This is a genomic window from Ruegeria sp. HKCCD7255 (assembly GCF_013031565.1).
Classification (GTDB): Bacteria; Pseudomonadota; Alphaproteobacteria; order Rhodobacterales; family Rhodobacteraceae; genus Ruegeria.
In genome coordinates, this window is sequence record NZ_WQAG01000007.1 from 204715 (window position 1) to 223294 (window position 18580).

Below are 18580 nucleotides of genomic sequence, written 5' to 3' on the forward strand. Positions count from 1 at the left end.
TTCACCCATAGAGTCTTGTTTTGAGAATTGCCATGGGCGAATTTGGCTTGCTGTAAGATTTGCTGATTTGCAATTTTACGACGATATATTGCTGAAGATTTGCAAATTTGCCGAATATCGCTTTGGAACCGGCTACACTGTCGGTATGTTCGCGGCAAATTTCATAGGGGAATACCGTCATGAAAGATATCCTTTCCGAACTCGAAGACCGCCGCAGCAATGCGCGGCTGGGCGGTGGGCAGAAACGGATTGAGGCTCAGCATGCTCGTGGCAAACTGACCGCGCGCGAGCGGATCGAGCTTTTGGTCGATGAGGGCAGCTTTGAAGAGTTCGACATGTTTGTCAGCCATCGCTGCACTGATTTTGGAATGGAAAAACAAAGGCCTGCTGGCGACGGGGTGGTGACGGGCTGGGGCACGATCAATGGCCGTATGGTCTATGTGTTCAGTCAGGATTTTACCGTGTTCGGCGGGTCTCTGTCGGAAACCCATGCGCAGAAGATTTGCAAGATCATGGATATGGCCATGCAGAACGGCGCGCCTGTGATTGGCATCAACGACTCGGGTGGAGCCCGGATTCAGGAAGGCGTGGCGTCACTTGCAGGCTATGCCGAAGTGTTTCAGCGCAACATCATGGCCTCGGGCGTGGTGCCGCAAATCAGTGTGATCATGGGCCCTTGCGCCGGGGGTGCGGTCTATAGCCCGGCGATGACGGATTTCATCTTCATGGTCAAAGACACATCCTACATGTTCGTCACCGGGCCAGATGTGGTGAAAACAGTCACCAACGAGGTGGTCACCGCCGAGGAACTAGGTGGTGCCTCGACTCATACCAAAAAATCCTCGGTCGCCGATGGAGCGTTCGAAAACGATGTCGAAGCCTTGGCCGAAGTGCGTCGACTTGTCGATTTCCTGCCGCTCAACAATCGTGAAAAGCCACCCACACGGCCTTTCTTTGATGACCCAGGCCGGGTGGAATCTTCGCTGGACACATTGATCCCTGATAACCCGAATACGCCCTATGACATGAAAGAGCTCATCACCAAAGTGGCGGATGAGGGCGATTTCTATGAGATTCAGGAAGATTATGCCAAGAACATCATCACTGGTTTTATCCGGCTCGAAGGCCAGACGGTCGGCGTAGTCGCCAATCAGCCGATGGTTCTGGCAGGCTGTCTGGATATCGACAGTTCGCGCAAGGCGGCGCGGTTTGTGCGGTTCTGCGACTGTTTCGAAATCCCGATCCTGACGCTGGTGGATGTGCCCGGGTTCCTGCCGGGAACATCTCAGGAATATGGCGGCGTGATCAAGCACGGAGCCAAGCTGTTGTTTGCCTATGGTGAAGCGACGGTGCCCAAGGTCACTGTCATCACTCGCAAGGCTTATGGCGGGGCCTATGACGTTATGGCGTCCAAACACCTGCGAGGTGATTTCAACTATGCCTGGCCCACCGCTGAAATTGCCGTGATGGGTGCCAAAGGCGCAACCGAGATCATTCACCGCGCCGATCTGGGTGACAGCGAAAAGATCGCGCAGCACACGCAAGACTATGAAGAGCGCTTTGCCAACCCGTTTGTTGCCGCTGAACGTGGGTTCATCGACGAGGTGATCATGCCGCATTCAACACGTCGCCGGGTTTCGCGCGCCTTTGCCAGCCTGAGGAACAAGCAGCTGACGAATCCGTGGAAAAAGCACGACAATATTCCGCTCTGACGCACACAGAAGGTCTGTTAGCCTCCGATGATCCGCACCAAAAGACATATCCCCGCGCAAGCTTTGAGGCGCGCGCGCGCGACCCCGGAAAGAGGAGGCCGCATTATGCGGTTCCGGGGTCGTGGATGTGTTTTGGCGATCATGTTGTGCTGTCCGGCCTATGCGCAAAACCTTCTGCCTGTCCCCTCGGGCCAGCCGGTCGAGTTGAACGACGTTTTGCTGGACAACAACCCCGGTGAGCTTTGGGTGCGGTTCCGGTTTGTTGCGCCCAAAATCGGCGCGACCGTCGGGCGTATCACCTATGACATCGCGGCCATAGACATGGCACATCTATGCGAGGCTTTGGCCGTACCTTACGTCGCGCAGCATGGTTTGGATCCGGCCCGTATCGTGATTTCATTTGCAGACCGCGCGCTGGAGTTTGGCGCGTCGACGCCCGAGGCCACTCAGTTCTTTGAAGCCTACCGGTTGGATGACAGCCAGTGTATCTGGGAAGGGCTCTGACCATGACCACGGTTCATGTGCCACAGGCAATCTATTCCACCCTTAGCTCCTCGGAGAATTCAATGGCTTGCCCAGCCTTTTCACCCTTGCGTCGAAATTCGCAGATGTTGATCGGAGAAACACCATGCTGAAGCATCGTGGTTTTCCCGGGCGTCTGACCGGCACCGACTTCCAGTTCACCATTCGTCGCGCGAACCCAAAAGGCGCAACGCCGCTGACCCGGAGAGAGCGTTTTCGGGATCGCAAACCCGCCGACCGACGCGCGGATGCCGCTTTTGTCGAGGCGCTTTGGCTGCATTTCGGCGATCAGCCGTTCGAACGCGGAAACCTGGACGCGGGGCGCCTCAGCTGGCTCTTTGGACGCGAAGTGATAGCGGCAGAGGATCCTTTTGATCCAACAAGTTACGAGGCGCTTCTGGTGATCGACCCGGTCGTTTTGCAGCAATCTTTCCCTGATGTTTTCGATCGGGCCGGGCAGGCGTGACCTTTGCCAGGGGACATATCAATGGGCCAGGCATGGACCGTTTCGGCGCAAATCTGCGCGTGTCCCAATGGAATGGGCGGGATTCAGCCGGAAAGCAATGCGCTGAAATAACGATGTTTGTTTGCTCGGAGGGCGGATGCAACCTACACGTGCCGTGCGGCTCTGTTTTGCCTGCGTCGCACATGCACCTACTATTCCGTACCCCTTCCTTACGCGGGCAGGCATGTGTCCCCCACATTCACCTGCCCGCGCTTTTCTTTGCGCACAAGCTTGCTTGTCGGCGGCGCAAGTTTGCGCATCTGCCTGAAATTGAGCGCGTGTTATTGAATATCAACGCGGATTTCGTGCATCTGACGGCCCAATCGACAAGACAACCAGAAGGGCAGTCATCATGCGTATCTCGCGATTCTTCTTTGTGGCAGCAACCTGCGCGGGCCTTGCGGCCTGCGGCGACTCGACCGGCGAACAGGCCTTGCTGGGCGGTGGCGCCGGGGCCGTTGGGGCGGCTGTTCTCAACGCTGATCCGATTCTCGGCGCGGCCGTCGGGGCTGCCGGTAACGTGCTTTACTGCAAAACCCAAAACAACTGTAACTGACACAGCTATTCGAGGCGCTCGGCGTCTCGATTCTATTCACGCGCAACGCCGCCGCGGGGTTCATGCCCTGGGGTGGCGTTTTTGCGTTTCCCGAACACCAAGCCAAAGGACGTTCCATGTTCAATAAGATCCTGATCGCCAACCGGGGTGAGATCGCCTGCCGAGTCATCAAGACCGCGCGCAAGATGGGTATCGGCACCGTCGCCATCTATTCCGATGCGGACAGGAATGCGTTGCATGTGTCGATGGCGGATGAAGCCGTCCATATCGGTCCGCCCCCGGCCAACCAGTCTTATATCGTGATCGACAAGGTGATGGACGCGATCCGCCAAAGCGGCGCGCAGGCGGTGCATCCGGGCTATGGCTTTCTGTCGGAAAACGCCAAATTCGCCGAAGCGCTAGAGGCCGAGGGCGTTGCCTTTGTCGGCCCACCCAAAGGTGCGATCGAAAGCATGGGTGACAAGATCACCTCCAAAAAGATCGCGCAGGAGGCGGGCGTGTCCACTGTGCCCGGCTATATGGGACTGATTGAGGATGCGGATGAGGCCGTCAGGATTTCCAACGAGATCGGCTATCCGGTGATGATCAAGGCCAGTGCCGGTGGCGGCGGTAAAGGGATGCGGATCGCCTGGAATGATGAGGAAGCGCGCGAAGGCTTCCAGTCCTCCAAGAACGAGGCCGCGAATTCCTTTGGCGATGACCGGATTTTCATCGAGAAATTCGTCACCCAGCCGCGCCATATCGAAATTCAGGTGCTCTGCGACAGCCACGGCAACGGCATCTATCTGGGTGAGCGCGAATGCTCGATCCAGCGCCGCAATCAGAAAGTGGTTGAAGAAGCCCCGTCGCCTTTCCTTGATCCCGAAACACGCCGTGCGATGGGGGAACAGGCCGTCGCCCTGGCCAAGGCGGTGGATTACGCAAGCGCCGGAACGGTTGAGTTCATCGTTGATGGGGACAAGAATTTCTATTTCCTGGAAATGAACACTCGCCTGCAGGTTGAGCATCCGGTGACCGAGCTGATCACAGGTGTCGATCTGGTGGAACAGATGATCCGTGTGGCTGCGGGTGAGGAGCTTTCGATCACGCAGGATGACGTGACGCTGACCGGCTGGGCCATCGAAAACCGACTTTACGCCGAAGACCCGTATCGCAATTTCCTGCCCTCGATCGGGCGTCTGACCCGTTATCGCCCACCGCAGGAGGTCGCTGCAGGGCCGCTACTTGCCAACGGAAAGTGGCATGGCGACGCGCCCGAGGATGACGCAGCGGTTCGCAATGACACTGGCGTCTATGAAGGCGGTGAGATCAGCATGTATTACGACCCGATGATCGCCAAGCTTTGTACCTGGGCTCCGACGCGGGAACAGGCGATCGAGGCGATGCGCGTGGCGCTCGACAGTTTTGAGGTCGAAGGCATCGGCCACAACCTGCCGTTTCTGTCGGCGGTGATGGATCACCCGAAATTTGTCAGCGGCGACATGACCACCGCGTTTATCGCAGAGGAATACCCAGACGGGTTTGACGGAGTGATCCTGCCCGAAGGCGACCTCCGCCGCATCGCTGCGTCTTGTGCGGCCATGCATCGGGTTGCCGAAATCCGCCGCACCCGCGTGTCTGGCCGGATGGACAATCACGAACGCAAGGTGGGCAAACGCTGGAATGTCGCGCTGCAAGGTCAGGAGTTTGATGTATCGGTCGAAGCAGACAAGCAAGGTGCCACGGTGGAATTTGCTGATGGCGAAGCTTTGCGGGTTGCCTCGGATTGGACGCCTGGGGATCAGCTGGCTGAGTTGGATGTCGAGGGCGCTCCGCTTGTGATGAAAGCCGACAAGATCTCGGGTGGGTTCCGCATCCGCAATCGGGGCGCAGACCTGAAAGTGCATGTGCGCCGCCCGCGTCAGGCCGAGTTGGCCAAGCTGATGCCCGAGAAACTGCCGCCTGATACTTCGAAGATGCTGCTGTGTCCCATGCCCGGCCTCATCGTGAAGGTCGATGTCGAAGTTGGGCAGGAGGTGCAGGAGGGGCAGGCCTTGTGCACCGTCGAGGCGATGAAGATGGAAAACATCCTGCGCGCCGAGAAAAAGGGTGTGGTCGCCAAGATCAACGCAGGCCCAGGCGACAGTCTGGCCGTAGACGACGTGATCATGGAGTTTGAATAACCTTGTTCGCCGCTTTGCCATACCATCCAAGGACCCTAGCGCATAACGCTGGCGCCTTGGGGCGTGGCAATCGCGCTCAACCGCCTTCGCGCCGTTCCCGGATTTCACGTTCGCGCAAGGGCGTTTTGTCAATGGACCGCCCAATCTCGCGCACGCTCCAAGGGGAGGGCTTGCGCAGCTTGACCACGCCGTCCTTGTCCACAAACACCATCTGGAAACCGCGCGGGCGCAGCTGTGACCGGATCGGCGAACGCGCGGACGGATCGGTATCCGTCAGGACGATGACGTCCCGGTCGCGCATCGCGTCTTCCCCTTCAAGCAACATATCGATCTGTTGCTGGAACCTTGGGTCGGCCGGGGTGTCTGCAAAGACCACAATAGGGCGTTTGACCCAAAGAAATTCGCTAAGATCGCTGTCGCCTGCGGGCCGAACAAATTCGTCATCCGCAGGCGCAGAGCCGTCGGCGGCCAGCGCGGCCAACGGGAATAGTGCCGAGAAAACAAGGGCAAGCGTTCGTGTCATAAGGCCTCCTGTTCCATCGAATATAACCCGTGTTTGGGGGAATGCGACCGTTGGAATGCAGGATGTCTTCAAAAAGTCGTACATCGCGTGCGCTTTGGTGGGTTAGGCGGATGGAAATCACATTGCATTTTGGTGCGCATCGCTGCGCGACCACCAGTTTTCAGGAATACGTCCGGCGCAATGCAGCGGAGTTGAAACAACAGGGCGTAGCTTTCTGGGGTCCTGAAACCACGCGTGAAACCGATTTAATCGCGTTGAAAACCATGACGGACGCATCGCGGGCCGAGTTGCAACACGAACTGGACCTTTGCCAGTCACGGGGCGTTACGCATCTGTTGGTCAGCGAAGAGAACTTTCTGGGCATGATGCAGCAGAATTTCCACAAAGGAGAGCTCTATCCCGAAGCGCGTTTGCGTGCGCAATTGGTATCTGGCGCTTTTGGCGCGCGCGTGACGGCGATTGCTTTGAATATTCGGGCCTTGAACACCTATTGGGCCTCTCTGGCGGGTTACGCCGCGCGCAACGGCAAACATTTCGGGCCGCATATGCGCTGGCAGAAGATTGCGAAACATGACCGCAGTTGGCGCGGTGTGGTCACTGACCTTGCCGATGTGTTCCCCGGTATTCCCCTTTATGTGCTGCCTTTCGAGGAGTTTGCGGGGCATCCGGATGCGCAATTGGCGCAGCTTTTGCGTTCAAACACCCCCGAGCGGTCATCGAATCTGTGGCTTAGCAAGGATGAAGACGCGAGGCCTCAGGGCCTGAACAGCGCACAGGAAATGAAACTTATGGCGACGTTCGCTGACGATCTAACCTGGCTGGCCGATGGGGCCGATGGGTTGGCCCAACTGTGTTTGATGTCTGAAACAGCACGCGGTGCAGCAGCGCCTGCCTATGACCGAATAGACGAGAGGAATGCGACATGACCGAAACGAAGGACTGGAAAGCGCTGGCCGTGAAAGAGCTGCGCGGTCGTCCCCTGCAGGATCTGACGAAAAAGACGCTGGAAGGCATCGACGTCAAACCGCTCTATACTCAGGAAGATACGGCTGAATTGCCGCATATGGGTTCGCTGCCTGGCTTTGGCCCGTTCACGCGCGGCGTCAAGGCGACGATGTACGCAGGTCGCCCCTGGACGATCCGGCAATATGCGGGGTTTTCGACGGCCGAGGAATCCAACGCCTTTTACCGCCGCAATCTGGCAGCGGGGCAGCAGGGGGTTTCCGTTGCCTTCGATCTGGCCACCCATCGCGGCTATGACAGCGATCACCCACGTGTGGTGGGCGACGTGGGCAAGGCCGGGGTCGCCATCGACTCGGTCGAGGATATGAAAATCCTGTTCGACGGCATTCCGCTGGATCAGGTTTCGGTCTCGATGACGATGAACGGCGCGGTGATCCCAATTTTGGCCAGTTTCATCGTTGCAGGTGAAGAGCAAGGCCACGACAAATCGGTTCTGTCCGGCACCATCCAGAATGACATTCTGAAAGAGTTTATGGTGCGCAACACCTATATCTATCCGCCGGAACCTTCGATGCGGATCATCTCGGACATTATTGAATACACGTCGAACGAGATGCCGAAATTCAACTCTATCTCGATCTCGGGCTACCACATGCAAGAGGCGGGTGCGAACCTGGTGCAAGAGCTGGCCTATACGCTGGCCGATGGGCGCGAATATGTCCGTGCAGCGACCCAAGCCGGGATGGACGTCGATAAATTCGCGGGCCGTTTGTCGTTCTTTTTTGCCATCGGCATGAATTTCTTCATGGAGATTGCCAAGCTGCGTGCGGCGCGGACCTTATGGCATCGGGTGATGACCGAGTTTGGTGCAAAGTCCGAGCGGTCGAAAATGCTGCGCACCCATTGCCAGACCTCGGGCGTGTCGTTGCAGGAACAAGACCCCTATAACAACGTGATCCGTACCGCCTATGAGGCGATGAGCGCTGTTCTGGGCGGTACACAGTCGCTGCACACCAATGCTCTGGACGAGGCGATTGCCCTGCCGACTGATTTTTCGGCGCGCATTGCGCGAAACACCCAGCTTGTGCTGCAGGAAGAGACGGGTGTGACCGATGTGGTCGATCCGTTGGCCGGATCCTATTACGTGGAAAGCCTGACCAATGAGTTGGTCGAAAAAGCCTGGGCCCTGATGCGAGAGGTCGAAGAGATGGGCGGTATGACCAAGGCGGTGGCTTCGGGCATGCCCAAGCTGCGGATCGAGGAAAGCGCCGCGCGCCGTCAAGCCATGATCGACCGGGGCGAAGAGGTCATCGTCGGCGTGAACAAATACCGCAAAGAACAGGAAGACCCGATCGACATTTTGGATGTCGACAATGTTGCTGTGCGTGAGGCTCAGGTGGCGCGACTGGAGCGCATCCGCGCCACGCGTGATGACGCTGCGTGTCAGGCGGCGTTGGACACCCTGACCAAGACCGCCCGTGACGGTGGAAACCTGCTGGCCGCCGCCGTCGAGGCCGCCCGCGCCCGCGCATCCGTAAGAGAGATCAGCATGGCAATGGAAAAGGAATTCGGTCGTCACCGCGCCGAAGTAAAGACTCTGGCCGGGGTCTATGGGGCCGCCTACGAGGGCGACGAAGGCTTTGCCGCGATCCAGAAATCCATCGAGGCGTTTGCCGAGGCCGAGGGCCGCCGCCCGCGTCTATTGGTGGTCAAGATGGGGCAGGACGGGCATGACCGAGGTGCCAAGGTCATCGCAACCGCCTTTGCCGATATCGGCTTTGACGTGGATGTGGGGCCCTTGTTCCAGACACCTGCCGAGGCGGCGCAAGATGCGGTGGACAATGATGTGCATGTGGTTGGCATCTCGTCTCAGGCCGCTGGTCACAAGACGCTGGCACCGCAATTGGTGGAAGAGCTTAAGAAGGCCGGGGCTGAGGACATCATCGTCATCTGCGGTGGTGTGATCCCCCAGCAGGATTACCAGTTCCTTTATGATCATGGGGTGAAGGCTATTTTTGGTCCCGGGACCAACATACCCGAGGCGGCGCAGGATATTCTGGGCCTCATCGGCGAAGCGCGAAACGGATAGTTCGGAGGGCGCTGTCTGCCACCGGTCGCACTGGTGCTCGCTTGCCGCCGAGGGTATTTCTAGCCAGATGAAGACGCGGATCTTTTGGCGTGGGGCGGTCGATCGTAGCTAAGATCGTGTCTCCTGGTGGAGGAAAGACAATGAGACTGGACCATTTGGCGGTGGCAGGAGAGACGTTGGAGGAGGCGTCGGCCCATATTGAGCAAGCCCTTGGCGTGCCGTTGCAAGAGGGTGGCAAGCACGAGAAATTTGGCACCTATAATCGACTGCTTGGCCTTGCGGAGGGGCTCTATCTGGAAGCGATTGCGATCGATCCTGACGCGCCGCAACTGGAACGTACACGTTGGTTCGATCTGGATCGGTTCGCGGGGCAGCCTCGGTTGAGCAATTGGATCTGCAGCGTGCCGGATATTGCATCCTCGCTGTCGATTTTCCCGGATGGTGTCGGAGAACCGATTGATCTGGCGCGTGGGGCCTTGCGCTGGCAGATGGCGGTGCCGCCGAGCGGACGCTTGCCGTTTGACAACCTGTTCCCGGCGTTGATTCAGTGGCACGGTGATCTGCACCCGGCGGGGATGTTGCAGGATCGCGGTTGCCGTCTGACCCGTTTGGTCGTGTTTCACCCTGACGCGCTCGAGCTGGCAAAACTGCTGGGTGAGCTGCAATTCGTGGTCTTCGATACCGGACCTGCGGCGCTGCGGGCGGAGTTTCAGACACCGCATGGGCCGCGCGTGTTGGAATGAATATTCGTAAGGCACGTGTCGAGGATGCAGCGGCCATAGCGAACATCACCAACCCCATCATCCGCGACACGTTGGTGACCTTCACAACGGACGAAAGAGATGTAAGCAGCATTGCCGTCGATATCGAACGGCGGGGGGCTGCGTTTCTTGTGGCTGAGCAGGGCAATGACGTTGTGGGCTTTGCCACATATGGGCCGTTTCGGTCCGGCCCCGGCTATGCACGGAGCTGCGAGCACTCGGTCCAATTGTCGCCCAATGCACGCGGGCAGGGAACAGGGCGCGCCTTGATGGTGGCGCTGGAACAGGTGGCGCGTGCCGCGGATGTTCATGTTCTGGTGGCGGGGATATCTTCGGCCAATCCGGGCGCCGTAGCCTTTCATGCGTCGCTTGGCTTTGTGCAGGTTGGCCGAATGCCAGAGGTTGGCTGGAAATGGGGTCAATGGCTGGATCTGATCCTGATGCAAAAAATTCTTGCTCCGCAGTCATCTGTCGCACCTGACACCGGGGAAACTCCGCGTTAGGGTGCGCCTATGTCGATCTGGACTCGTATATCCGATGCGCTGAGCGCGTTGACCCAAGGTGAAAGCCTGACGGCCGTTTTCGAAAAACTGCGCACCCCGCCCGAACGGTCTGTGGCCTTTACCATTGCCGTCATCGCGCTGGGCGCGAAGATGGCCAAGGCAGATGGGCAGGTGACGCGCGATGAGGTGACCGCCTTTCGGGATGTGTTTCAGATCGCGCGCGAGGACGAGGCCAACGCAGCGCGCGTGTTCGACATGGCCCGCACCGACGTGGCGGGCTATCAGGACTATGCCCGCAAGATCTCGGTCATGTTTTCCGATGACAGCACTACGCTGTGTGACCTGATGGAAGGTCTGTTCCATATTGCTTTGGCAGATGGGTTCTATCACCCGAACGAGGATGAATTCCTGGAACAGGTGAGCCGTATTTTCGGCCAGACCGATGCGCAATTCATGGCCCTGCGGGCCCGGTTTGTACCGGATGCGCCGCACGACCCCTATACGGTTCTGGGTGTACCCCGCGACATGCCCGTAGAGGAAATTCGCAAGGTCTGGCGCAAGCTCGTGCGGGATACGCATCCAGATGCGATGATGGCACGGGGGGTGCCTGAAGAAGCCGTGCGACTGGCCGAAAAGAAGATGATCGATATCAACCGTGCCTGGGACGAAATCAACGGCGCACGGGTCTGAACGATGCGATTGGCGACCTACAATATCGAATGGTTCGCTAATCTTTTCGACCGCAAGGATAGGGTGCTGGTCGATGATGAATGGTCTGGCCGCCATGACGTCACCCGCGCGCAGCAGGCCGAGGCAATTGCCAAGGTTCTGACGGCCTTGGACGCCGATGCGGTCCTGATCGTCGAAGCACCAAATACCGGCAAGTCTCAGAACACCGTGCGAGCCTTGCAGGGGTTTGCCGAAGCGTTTGATCTGCGCACCACCCATGCGGTGATGGGTTACCCAAATGACACCCATCAGGAATTGGCGCTGCTCTACGACGCGAACGTTCTCAAGCCTCGCCACGATCCGGTCGGGGACCCCAGCGATCCAACCGCACCTCGGTTCGATGCGGAGTTCCGCATTGATCTGGATGTAGATGAAACACAGGACGTGGTGCAGTTCTCCAAGCCGCCGATGGAGTTGGCCGTCGAAACTCAAGCGGGAAACGCGTTTCGGATGATTGGCGCGCATCTGAAGTCCAAAGCGCCGCATGGGGCCGGATCGCGCGACGAGGCGATCCGGATATCGATCGCCAATCGCCGCAAGCAATTGGCGCAAGCGATCTGGCTGTCGCGTCGGGTGCGGGGACACCTGGACTGTGGGACACCGACAATTCTGCTCGGCGATCTGAATGACGGGCCCGGTTTGGATGAATTCGAGCATCTTTTTGGCCGATCATCCGTTGAAATTCTGTTGGAGGCGGGATTGTTCGACCCCCATGCCGCCAAAGCTCTGGGGCCACGACCAGGTTCGCTGCCGTCAACAGCGCGGTTTGCGCGCCCCGATGAAGGACGGTTTCTGGAAGCTCTGTTGGATTACATCATGATCAGCGACGACTTGCGGCAGCGCGACCCAAGCTGGCGCATTTGGCATCCGTTCCGAGATGCGGTTTGCTGGTCGAACCCAGAACTGCGTGAGGCGTTGCTGACTGCGTCGGATCACTTCCCGGTGACGTTGGATATCGACCTCTGACCTTTCGCCCATGGTGTGCAAGAGCTATATTGAGCCCATGAAACAACTTTTGATCTCTTCCTGTCTGAGCGTTGCCATGGCGCTGCCTGCGGCGGCGCAAGAGCAAGAAGGCCCGTCGCTGATGGAACGCGGGGCCGAGCTTTTTCTGGAAGGGCTACGGCAGGAAATGGAGCCCGCTCTGGAAGACCTGCTGGGGCTGGCAGATCAGTTTGGCCCAGCGATGCAATCTTTTCTGATGGAAATGGGACCGGCCCTGGCCGAGCTTGCCGCGCAGATTGAAGATTGGAGCGCCTATGAGTTGCCAGAGATGCTGCCCAACGGTGACATCATCATTCGCAAGAAGCCACCGCAGGATGAGCCGGACTTGCCGCTACCAGACCCGGAAACTGGCATAACTGATATTTGATACGCGCCGCGCGTTCCTAGCGCCGGACGATCACGCGGGCTTCGGCTTTCAGGGCATTTGCCAATGATTTGAACCGGGCCTCGGCCACTTCGTTGAATACGGGTTGTGCGATCTTTGGCAGGATCAGCTCAATCTCTTGTTTCTTGGGATAGAATTTCAGTTTGCCCATCGCGGCGGTGTTCGGCATCCACAGCATCGCACCAAACCGCATGGCCTTGCCCAGAACTTCGGCCTGCTTCTGGCTGCGTTCGTCCAGCAACTCATAGAGCGGGGCAAAGCGGTTGCCCTCGCGTTTGTTGCGATAGCGATGCTGCAGCGCGAGCCCGATGAACACGCGTTCGGAATGTTTCAAACCGCTCATGTTAGCGCGGGTGACATATTCGAAACAGACCTCGGCGCGATAGTCGGGATGCGCGCGCCAGCTAACGTCATGCAACAGGCAAGCGGCCTTGATCAACCGCACCTTCTGCGGCGGGGCCGAGCGAAAGAGCGGCATAACAAAGTCGAACAGATGCTTGCCAAAGCCCGGCAGACGGGCGTCCTTGGCTTCGGCAAAGCGGCTGGCTTCGATCAACGGATCCCGGTCCCGCAGATGTTGGGGCATTTGTTCGAACAGCAGCCCTTCGCGAATGCCATAGCTGGATATGGCGATATCCTTGGGTTTGAACGTGCGGATCAACCGGGCCAGCACGTCCATCGCATAGGGCATCAGCGCCATACGCGAGCCGGACACACCGGCCTGGCTGCGCAGCTCATCCGCGTCGCTTTTTTCGATGAGCTTAATTGTTTCGCGCACGTGCTGGTGGGTCATGCGGTATTCATGCAGAACGTTCAGAGGATACCCGCGGCGCAGCATGTCGATCCGGGCAAAGGCCCGCCAACTGCCGCCGACCAGAAACAGACGGTCTCGTTGTAGACCCATCTGGTCGCGCATCTCTTCCATTGTCTTCTTGATATGGGCTTTGCGCGCTCGGCGTCCGCCCTTGATGTCGCGCAGCTTCAGCGGCCCAAGGGGGGAGGTCATCCGTCGGCCCACTTGCCCGCCTCCGATCTCGGCCAGCTCGACGGAAGAACCGCCGATGTCGCAGATCAAGCCGTAGGCTCCGGGCCAGCCCAGCAGGACGCCTTGCGCCGAAAGCCGCGCCTCTTCCGAACCATCGACGACCTGAATGTTCAGGCCGATCTCGCGCTCGACCAGATCGCAGAAATCGGGGCCGTCTTCAGCTTCGCGTACAGCCGCCGTAGCCACGGTATGAAGCTTGGGGACGCCCAGATCATTTGCCACGTGACGAAACCGCCGCAGCGCCGCCATCGCCCGCTCGCATCCGCGTGGGTTCAGGCGCCCGGTTTCCGACAGGCCCGCACCCAATTCGCACATGACCTTTTCATTATAGAAGTAAGCCGGTGACCGCGCGGCGCCGTCAAAAATCACCATTCGGACAGAGTTTGATCCGACATCCACGACTCCCACGCGCGACAGCGCGCGCAGACTTGGATCACCGATCAGTGGCTTGCCGAACGGTCCATAGTCCGTGGCGTCGATCTCGGTGCTGTGTTCCATCATATCCCCGGTCTTTTGGGTCGCAGGATGCGCAATCGTCATGGCTGGGTCAATCATCCCCATGGTCTTTGTCGTTGCGGGCGTTCAGAACCCGAACGGCCAGTGCGCGGGTGATCTCGCGCTTTTCGTCCAGCGCAATCTGGTCCAGCCGATCAACCACCAGGGCGGCCGATTCAAAGCTGCGATCCATGTGTTTGACCAGATAGGCCATTACGTCGGGGGCCGGATTCAGTTGCCGGTCGGTAAACAGCTTGGCCAGCACCGCGCCCAGCAAGGCATCATCCGGGGCCTCAAGCGCAACGTGATGTGCGCCTTCAATGCGGCTTTGCAGATCGGGCAGGGTCAGACCCCAGAAACTGGGCGCGGCGCGCCCGGTCAACAGCAGGGAATTGCCTTCGGCCAGAACCAGATTGTGCAGATGGAACAGGGTTTTCTGCTGCTCAGGATCCGTCGCAATCAACGGTACGTCTTCCACGGCGACCGGACCCCGCGCCAATTGCGGCACGTCATCATGGCGCAGGGTGCTGGCCTGAATGATGGCGGCCTTGGCCTCGGCGGCCCAAACATGGGTCAGGTGTGTTTTACCCGATCCGGTTGGGCCGGTCAGAACCAGTTTGTCCCCGGGCCAAGAGGTGGCCGAGATCATGGCAACCGCCAAGGCATTGGCCGGCGAGACAAAGAAATCTTCGCGCCCCAAAGCGTTTTTTGAGGGCAGGTCAAAGCTGAGTTGAGTGGCCATTCACGCGTCGTCCTGCGCTTGTCCTTCCAGCCCCGTATAGAGGCGACTGTCGAGGTAGAGCGACGTCCCGAAACGCGCCAGCACGCCCAAGCCTGCTGCAACAGGAACCGCGATCAACATACCGACAAAGCCAAACAGCGCCCCAAAAACTGACAGCGCCAGCAGCAACCAGACCGGGTGTAGCCCCACCGAACTGCCGACCAGTTTTGGGGTCAGGAAATTGCCCTCGGTCACCTGACCGACCGCAAAGATGCCTGCAATCAATGCGATATGGGCCCAATCGCCCCAGAATTGAAACAGGGCCAGGCCGATGGCCAACGCTCCGCCAATCAGAGCGCCCAGATAGGGGATGAACGTCACCATTCCGGCGATGAATCCTACGATCAAACCAAATTGCAGTCCCGCCAGCATCAGTGCGACGGCATAATAGGTACCTAGGATCAAACAGACCGTGCCCATACCACGCACAAACGAGGCCAGAACAGCGTCGATCTCGCTTGCGAGGCGCTTGATGGTGGGGGCATGGTCACGCGGCAGCAGCTCGCCAATGCGGGCGATCATGCGGTCCCAATCCATCAGTAGATAGACCGAGACAACCGGGACGATGACAATCAGCACAACGATATTGATGGCCGAACCCAGTGATGCCAGAACCGTTTGCAGAACATCACCGGTTTTGGATTTCAGGGTTTCTCCGAATGACACAAGCATCTGGTGCGTGCTCGATTCCTGATCCAGCAGGGATGGGAACTGACGTTCGATAAAGCCGCGCAGCTCTTTGAACAGGCTGGGAAGGATATCAACCAGATCCAGCAATTGTGTGATCAGCGCGGGCACGACCATCACGATCAGCAAGACAAAGCTCAACACGCCAACCACGGTAATCACGGCAGTTGCCGCCATTCTGGACAGGCCCAGTTTCTCAAGCCGGTCGGCGACCGGGTCCAAGAAATAGGCGATGGCGCCACCGATCACGAAAGGCAGAAGAACGTCGCCCAAGGCCCAGAGAATCAACACAAAAACCGCAGCCACCACACCCCAGTAGCGAAGCTGATCCTTAACCGGCAAAGCCATGGCGATCCCCTTGTTGCGGCTCTTGAGGTTGTTCTTGGCGCATCAAAGGCGCTGATGCAAGCGCTTCATCTGGCCCGCTTTTCCTTGCCCGGCAGTTTCGGCGTCAAACCCTGCGTTGCGACCCAGGGTGGTAAATTTGTCATTGCGTGATTGCCCCCGGCGGGGCTTTGGCATAATCACCTTTTGATGTTCCAATTCACCTTTGAAGGTTAAATAATGCGCCTCAGCCGTTACTTTTTGCCCGTTCTCAAGGAAAACCCCTCCGAGGCTCAGATCGTCAGCCATCGGCTGATGCTGCGCGCAGGCATGATCAAGCAAGCCGCTGCGGGGATTTATTCCTGGCTGCCACTGGGCTTCAAGGTTCTGCGCAAGCTGGAAAACATCGTGCATGAGGAACAGGCGCGGGCCGGGCATATCGCCATTCAGATGCCGATCCTGCAATCGGCGGACCTGTGGCGCGAGTCCGGGCGTTATGACGACTACGGCCAGGAAATGCTGCGGATGCAGGACCGGCACGGGCGCGATATGCTTTACACGCCAACGGCTGAGGAACTGGTGACTGACATTTTCCGCGGCCACGTCAACAGCTATAAAGACCTGCCGCTGACGCTCTATCAGATCCAGTGGAAATTCCGCGACGAGATCCGCCCGCGCTTTGGCGTGATGCGGGGGCGCGAGTTTTACATGAAGGACGGGTATAATTTCGACCTGACCAAAGAGGACGCGCTGCACGCTTATAACCGTCATCTGGTCAGCTATCTGCGCACCTATGAACGCATGGGCCTGCAAGCCATCCCGATGCGCGCGGATTCCGGTCCCATTGGTGGGGATGACACGCATGAATTCTTGGTGCTGGCCGACACCGGCGAATCCGAGGTCTTCTATGACAGCGCCGTCACCGACCTGACCTTTGGCGACAGGGACATTGACTATGATGACCGGGCGCAGTGCCAGGCCATTCTGGAAGAGTTCACCTCAAAATACGCGCGCACCGATGAAACCCATGATGAGGCGCTGTTTAATCAGGTCCCTGAGGAGCGTCGCCGCGTGGCGCGTGGTATCGAAGTCGGTCAAATCTTCTATTTCGGCACCAAATATTCCGAGGCGATGGGGGCAACTGTCCAAGGCCCTGACGGAAAGCCGACGCCGGTTCACATGGGCAGTCACGGCATCGGTGTCAGCCGTCTGATCGGCGCGATTATTGAGGCGAGCCATGACGACAAGGGCATCATTTGGCCCGAAGGCGTGACCCCGTTCCATTGCGGTATCGTAAACCTCAAGCAAGGCGATGAAGAGGCCGATGCGGCCTGTGACAAACTCTATGCCGCCCTGACCGCGCTGGGCCTTGAGCCGCTTTATGATGATCGCAATGAACGGGCAGGGGGCAAGTTTGCCACCATGGATCTGATCGGTTTGCCCTGGCGGATCACTGTGGGTCCACGTGGCCTGAAAAACGGTGTGGTCGAACTGACCAGCCGCCGCACAGGCGAAAGCGAAGAGTTGAGCCCCGAAGCTGCGGTCACCAAGATCGCCGAGATTTATGAGCAACTCGGCTGAAGCCTCTTCCCCGCTGATCTCGGTCGTCACGGCGACCTATGATCTGCTGTCGCAAGGGCGGCAGGCGGGGTTCGAGCGCGCGATGGCCTGCATGGCGCGCCAAAACTGCGCCGAGGCCGAGCATATCATTCAAGACGGTGCCTCTACCGATGGTACCGTTGCGTTCGTTCAGGAACTGATCAATCAGGCCCCGAATGCGCGTCTGATCTCTGAACCCGATACCGGGCTTTATGACGCGATGAACAAGGGCGTTGCAGCCGCGCGCGGCGAATACGTTCTGTTCTTGAACTCGGACGACGCGCTTGCCTCGGATGATGTGCTGAACATGGCCGCTGATCGATTACGAGCGACACGTCCTGCCTTTCTATACGGCTCTACGGTGCAAAAGTTCCAAAGCGGCGAGACGCGCAAAGAAAAACGGATGTCGGTCACAGCCATTCTTCAGCGCATGCCCTTTTGCCATAACTCGGTTTTTCTGCGCCGCGACGTTTTTCTGGCCTTGGGGGGACATGACACCAATTTTCGGATTGCTGCTGATTACGACCTGATGTTGCGACTGATCGCTTCAGGGTATCAAGGGGAGCGTATGGACGATGCGGTTTCGTTGTTCTGGGACAGAGGTGTGACCCAGGATGATGCCGAAACCGGGCTGGACTATGCAAGGGTCTGGCTAAAGTTCTACGACGGGTTCAAGTCAGCCCGAAACCTGACGCTAGAGGACTTTGCTGAGTTCTACAGACGCGGCCACATGCCAGCGCGATTGCTGCTTGAGCTTTTGCGGAGGCCGGACACGCCCGAGCCGATCAAGATTGCAGCACGACATTGCTTGGCCAAAACCCTGCGCCGTTCGCTTCAGGTCTGGCGCAAATACTAGGCGCGGCTGATGTGCGGACGGGCTGTCAGTACGTCGCCATCTGCGTGCTTGCCTCGGGCCACGACGATCGGGCGCCCCATTCGGCGTACCAGATCCAGAAATTCGATCCCGAGAAACTTTAGCCCGCAGACCCGCTTGCCCGTTTCGTGTTCGGTGATGCACAGCCGACCACGTCGGAAGGCGAGGCGATAGCCTTTGTCCTTCAGAACCTCGGCCAATGCGGTCCAGCTGCCCGCATTTGCAAAGATTGGGCGGATTGTCGCCCGTAACAGCATGGCCGTCTCACAGTCTAACTGTTGCGAGGCTGATATTGCCTCTTCCCGGCCTGCGTCTTTGCTTTCCCCTTCAATACTCATGAGCGACCCCCGCTCTGAATTT

General features: G+C 58.5%; 21 protein-coding genes. 14 read left to right on the forward strand and 7 right to left on the reverse strand.

Annotated features, from left to right (window positions below):
- Window position 1: 1 nt before the first annotated feature.
- Complete coding sequence (locus GOX45_RS14615) at window positions 2-181, reverse strand: hypothetical protein (protein WP_171101886.1); 180 nt, start codon at window positions 179-181, stop codon at window positions 2-4.
- Between GOX45_RS14615 and GOX45_RS14620 the strand changes: the two genes are divergently transcribed.
- The 5 genes from GOX45_RS14620 to GOX45_RS14640 all read left to right on the forward strand — a co-directional run bounded on the left by GOX45_RS14620 (window position 180) and on the right by GOX45_RS14640 (window position 5457).
- Window positions 180-1712, forward strand: coding sequence for an acyl-CoA carboxylase subunit beta (locus tag GOX45_RS14620; protein ID WP_171101887.1), 1533 nt, complete (start codon window positions 180-182; stop codon window positions 1710-1712). The genes GOX45_RS14615 and GOX45_RS14620 overlap by 2 nt on opposite strands.
- A gap of 105 nt (window positions 1713-1817) precedes the next feature.
- A complete protein-coding gene (locus tag GOX45_RS14625) occupies window positions 1818-2216 on the forward strand; it encodes a DUF6497 family protein (protein WP_254430631.1) in 399 nt (132 codons plus the stop codon).
- Between the two features lie 124 nt (window positions 2217-2340).
- Window positions 2341-2700 carry a hypothetical protein gene (locus tag GOX45_RS14630; RefSeq protein ID WP_171101888.1) on the forward strand — a complete coding sequence of 120 codons (360 nt, stop codon included), beginning with the start codon at window positions 2341-2343 and terminating at the stop codon, window positions 2698-2700.
- A 391-nt stretch (window positions 2701-3091) separates the two neighbouring features.
- Window positions 3092-3295 carry a hypothetical protein gene (locus GOX45_RS14635; protein ID WP_171101889.1) on the forward strand — a complete coding sequence of 68 codons (204 nt, stop codon included), beginning with the start codon at window positions 3092-3094 and terminating at the stop codon, window positions 3293-3295.
- A 116-nt stretch (window positions 3296-3411) separates the two neighbouring features.
- Window positions 3412-5457: an acetyl/propionyl/methylcrotonyl-CoA carboxylase subunit alpha gene (locus GOX45_RS14640; protein ID WP_171101890.1), complete on the forward strand. Its 2046-nt coding sequence runs from the start codon at window positions 3412-3414 to the stop codon at window positions 5455-5457.
- 76 nt (window positions 5458-5533) lie between these two features.
- Here GOX45_RS14640 and GOX45_RS14645 read toward each other — a convergent pair whose 3' ends face one another.
- Window positions 5534-5980, reverse strand: coding sequence for a DUF4174 domain-containing protein (locus GOX45_RS14645; protein WP_171101891.1), 447 nt, complete (start codon window positions 5978-5980; stop codon window positions 5534-5536).
- A gap of 110 nt (window positions 5981-6090) precedes the next feature.
- Between GOX45_RS14645 and GOX45_RS14650 the strand changes: the two genes are divergently transcribed.
- The 7 genes from GOX45_RS14650 (at window position 6091) to GOX45_RS14680 (ending at window position 12397) form a co-directional block, all read left to right on the forward strand.
- The gene (locus tag GOX45_RS14650; RefSeq protein ID WP_171101892.1) at window positions 6091-6906 is read left to right on the forward strand and encodes a hypothetical protein; all 816 of its coding nucleotides are present in this window, start codon (window positions 6091-6093) and stop codon (window positions 6904-6906) included.
- Window positions 6903-9032, forward strand: a complete 2130-nt coding sequence (scpA, locus tag GOX45_RS14655) for a methylmalonyl-CoA mutase (protein WP_171101893.1) — start codon at window positions 6903-6905, stop codon at window positions 9030-9032. Before GOX45_RS14650 ends, scpA begins: the two co-directional genes overlap by 4 nt.
- Window positions 9033-9172: 140 nt before the next feature.
- Window positions 9173-9775: a VOC family protein gene (locus GOX45_RS14660; RefSeq protein ID WP_171101894.1), complete on the forward strand. Its 603-nt coding sequence runs from the start codon at window positions 9173-9175 to the stop codon at window positions 9773-9775.
- Window positions 9772-10296 (forward strand): GNAT family N-acetyltransferase, encoded by a 525-nt coding sequence (locus GOX45_RS14665; protein ID WP_171101895.1) that lies wholly within the window; start codon window positions 9772-9774, stop codon window positions 10294-10296. Before GOX45_RS14660 ends, GOX45_RS14665 begins: the two co-directional genes overlap by 4 nt.
- Before the next feature lie 9 nt (window positions 10297-10305).
- Window positions 10306-10986, forward strand: a complete 681-nt coding sequence (locus GOX45_RS14670; RefSeq protein WP_171101896.1) for a molecular chaperone DjiA — start codon at window positions 10306-10308, stop codon at window positions 10984-10986.
- A gap of 3 nt (window positions 10987-10989) precedes the next feature.
- Entirely contained in the window at window positions 10990-11991 is a 1002-nt protein-coding gene (locus GOX45_RS14675; protein ID WP_171101897.1) for an endonuclease/exonuclease/phosphatase family protein, read from the forward strand.
- 37 nt (window positions 11992-12028) lie between these two features.
- Window positions 12029-12397, forward strand: a complete 369-nt coding sequence (locus GOX45_RS14680) for a hypothetical protein (protein WP_171101898.1) — start codon at window positions 12029-12031, stop codon at window positions 12395-12397.
- A 16-nt stretch (window positions 12398-12413) separates the two neighbouring features.
- On the opposite strand, the gene GOX45_RS14685 is transcribed toward GOX45_RS14680, so the two are convergent.
- From GOX45_RS14685 to GOX45_RS14700, 4 genes are read right to left on the reverse strand one after another with little or no spacing between them, the layout of a single operon-like run.
- The gene (locus GOX45_RS14685) at window positions 12414-13958 is read right to left on the reverse strand and encodes a Ppx/GppA family phosphatase (RefSeq protein WP_371808985.1); all 1545 of its coding nucleotides are present in this window, start codon (window positions 13956-13958) and stop codon (window positions 12414-12416) included.
- Between the two features lie 49 nt (window positions 13959-14007).
- Window positions 14008-14697, reverse strand: coding sequence for a DnaA ATPase domain-containing protein (locus tag GOX45_RS14690; RefSeq protein ID WP_171101900.1), 690 nt, complete (start codon window positions 14695-14697; stop codon window positions 14008-14010).
- Window positions 14698-15771, reverse strand: coding sequence for an AI-2E family transporter (locus tag GOX45_RS14695; protein ID WP_171101901.1), 1074 nt, complete (start codon window positions 15769-15771; stop codon window positions 14698-14700).
- Between the two features lie 42 nt (window positions 15772-15813).
- Window positions 15814-16056 (reverse strand): hypothetical protein, encoded by a 243-nt coding sequence (locus tag GOX45_RS14700; RefSeq protein WP_171101713.1) that lies wholly within the window; start codon window positions 16054-16056, stop codon window positions 15814-15816.
- Between GOX45_RS14700 and proS the strand changes: the two genes are divergently transcribed.
- Both proS and GOX45_RS14710 read left to right on the forward strand, forming a co-directional pair.
- On the forward strand, window positions 15988-17328 hold the full coding sequence (gene proS / locus GOX45_RS14705) for a proline--tRNA ligase (protein ID WP_171101902.1): 1341 nt from the start codon (window positions 15988-15990) through the stop codon (window positions 17326-17328). The genes GOX45_RS14700 and proS overlap by 69 nt on opposite strands.
- On the forward strand, window positions 17312-18202 hold the full coding sequence (locus GOX45_RS14710; RefSeq protein WP_171101903.1) for a glycosyltransferase family 2 protein: 891 nt from the start codon (window positions 17312-17314) through the stop codon (window positions 18200-18202). The genes proS and GOX45_RS14710 overlap by 17 nt, the downstream gene beginning before the upstream one ends.
- Here GOX45_RS14710 and GOX45_RS14715 read toward each other — a convergent pair.
- Window positions 18199-18558: a hypothetical protein gene (locus GOX45_RS14715; protein ID WP_171101904.1), complete on the reverse strand. Its 360-nt coding sequence runs from the start codon at window positions 18556-18558 to the stop codon at window positions 18199-18201. The two genes, GOX45_RS14710 and GOX45_RS14715, sit on opposite strands and share 4 nt — an antisense overlap.
- Window positions 18559-18580: the final 22 nt, after the last annotated feature.

Bases quoted from the DNA above. Each gene is read 5' to 3' on its own strand.
- GOX45_RS14620 (WP_171101887.1), top strand. From the start codon at position 180: ATGAAAGATATCCTTTCCGAACTCGAAGACCGCCGCAGCAATGCGCGG.
- GOX45_RS14615 (WP_171101886.1), bottom strand. From the start codon at position 181: ATGACGGTATTCCCCTATGAAATTTGCCGCGAACATACCGACAGTGTA.
- GOX45_RS14625 (WP_254430631.1), top strand. From the start codon at position 1,818: ATGCGGTTCCGGGGTCGTGGATGTGTTTTGGCGATCATGTTGTGCTGT.
- GOX45_RS14630 (WP_171101888.1), top strand. From the start codon at position 2,341: ATGCTGAAGCATCGTGGTTTTCCCGGGCGTCTGACCGGCACCGACTTC.
- GOX45_RS14635 (WP_171101889.1), top strand. From the start codon at position 3,092: ATGCGTATCTCGCGATTCTTCTTTGTGGCAGCAACCTGCGCGGGCCTT.
- GOX45_RS14640 (WP_171101890.1), top strand. From the start codon at position 3,412: ATGTTCAATAAGATCCTGATCGCCAACCGGGGTGAGATCGCCTGCCGA.
- GOX45_RS14645 (WP_171101891.1), bottom strand. From the start codon at position 5,980: ATGACACGAACGCTTGCCCTTGTTTTCTCGGCACTATTCCCGTTGGCC.
- GOX45_RS14650 (WP_171101892.1), top strand. From the start codon at position 6,091: ATGGAAATCACATTGCATTTTGGTGCGCATCGCTGCGCGACCACCAGT.
- scpA (WP_171101893.1), top strand. From the start codon at position 6,903: ATGACCGAAACGAAGGACTGGAAAGCGCTGGCCGTGAAAGAGCTGCGC.
- GOX45_RS14660 (WP_171101894.1), top strand. From the start codon at position 9,173: ATGAGACTGGACCATTTGGCGGTGGCAGGAGAGACGTTGGAGGAGGCG.
- GOX45_RS14665 (WP_171101895.1), top strand. From the start codon at position 9,772: ATGAATATTCGTAAGGCACGTGTCGAGGATGCAGCGGCCATAGCGAAC.
- GOX45_RS14670 (WP_171101896.1), top strand. From the start codon at position 10,306: ATGTCGATCTGGACTCGTATATCCGATGCGCTGAGCGCGTTGACCCAA.
- GOX45_RS14675 (WP_171101897.1), top strand. From the start codon at position 10,990: ATGCGATTGGCGACCTACAATATCGAATGGTTCGCTAATCTTTTCGAC.
- GOX45_RS14680 (WP_171101898.1), top strand. From the start codon at position 12,029: ATGAAACAACTTTTGATCTCTTCCTGTCTGAGCGTTGCCATGGCGCTG.
- GOX45_RS14685 (WP_371808985.1), bottom strand. From the start codon at position 13,958: ATGGAACACAGCACCGAGATCGACGCCACGGACTATGGACCGTTCGGC.
- GOX45_RS14690 (WP_171101900.1), bottom strand. From the start codon at position 14,697: ATGGCCACTCAACTCAGCTTTGACCTGCCCTCAAAAAACGCTTTGGGG.
- GOX45_RS14695 (WP_171101901.1), bottom strand. From the start codon at position 15,771: ATGGCTTTGCCGGTTAAGGATCAGCTTCGCTACTGGGGTGTGGTGGCT.
- proS (WP_171101902.1), top strand. From the start codon at position 15,988: ATGCGCCTCAGCCGTTACTTTTTGCCCGTTCTCAAGGAAAACCCCTCC.
- GOX45_RS14700 (WP_171101713.1), bottom strand. From the start codon at position 16,056: ATGGCTGACGATCTGAGCCTCGGAGGGGTTTTCCTTGAGAACGGGCAA.
- GOX45_RS14710 (WP_171101903.1), top strand. From the start codon at position 17,312: ATGAGCAACTCGGCTGAAGCCTCTTCCCCGCTGATCTCGGTCGTCACG.
- GOX45_RS14715 (WP_171101904.1), bottom strand. From the start codon at position 18,558: ATGAGTATTGAAGGGGAAAGCAAAGACGCAGGCCGGGAAGAGGCAATA.